Origin of the sequence: Moraxella sp. (genome assembly GCF_024227015.1) — a bacterium.
Classification (GTDB): Bacteria; Pseudomonadota; Gammaproteobacteria; order Pseudomonadales; family Moraxellaceae; genus Moraxella.
In genome coordinates this window covers 1-644 of record NZ_JAAELD010000279.1, presented here as the reverse complement: position 1 = coordinate 644, position 644 = coordinate 1, and the positions used below count along the sequence as shown (strand labels likewise).

Sequence of the window (644 nt, the reverse complement as noted above, 5' to 3'; positions counted from 1 at the left end):
TGGATGACGCACCCCATGGGGTATTTGCATCACGTCATCCGTGCAGACCAAATGGCATCGGCATTTCAATCGTAAAGCTTGAAGAAAGAAGGCGGAACATCCTTGGTGTCAGCGGAATAGATGTACTGGATGAGACGCCGCTTATTGACATCAAACCCTATATTCCAAGATTTGACCTATTTGAAACCGCCAATAACGGTTGGGTTGGAAAAATTCCTGTTCGCCCAAAGCCGCAATACCGAGAATAAAATCGTATACCATATGGATCAAAGCAACATAATGCGGCAAACCGCACTGGAATATAAAAAACGGGTTTGCCAGGCTACGAACTGTATCGCACGAACGCTGTAGATGATCCCGAAGGCAAATGGATATTTATTATTTGGTAAGCGTTCACAGGGCACCGCATCTGCTTTGTTACCTTTGCACTTGAAGTACAACAGGTACGTCTGCGCACCCGGCGCCTTGCATCTACGGCACCCTGTAAACGCTTACAGAGCAGTAGTTTGCAATACATTGATCGTTTAAAACCCCGTGAACGGGTACGAAATTTTCATTCAATGTCGCATTCATATCCCAACCGCCTTTTAGATGGCAAGCAAATTATGAGCATTCCCTTGATTGAGCACCCTTTATGCTATTGA

1 protein-coding gene is annotated in these 644 nt (G+C 45.3%); it reads left to right on the top strand.

Features of this window, described 5'->3' with window-relative positions; all coding sequences use genetic code 11:
• A partial coding sequence (locus tag GY683_RS06435; protein ID WP_297287959.1) for a TrmO family methyltransferase occupies positions 1-248 on the top strand: 248 nt, incomplete at its 5' end.
• Between the last annotated feature and the right edge of the window lie 396 nt (positions 249-644).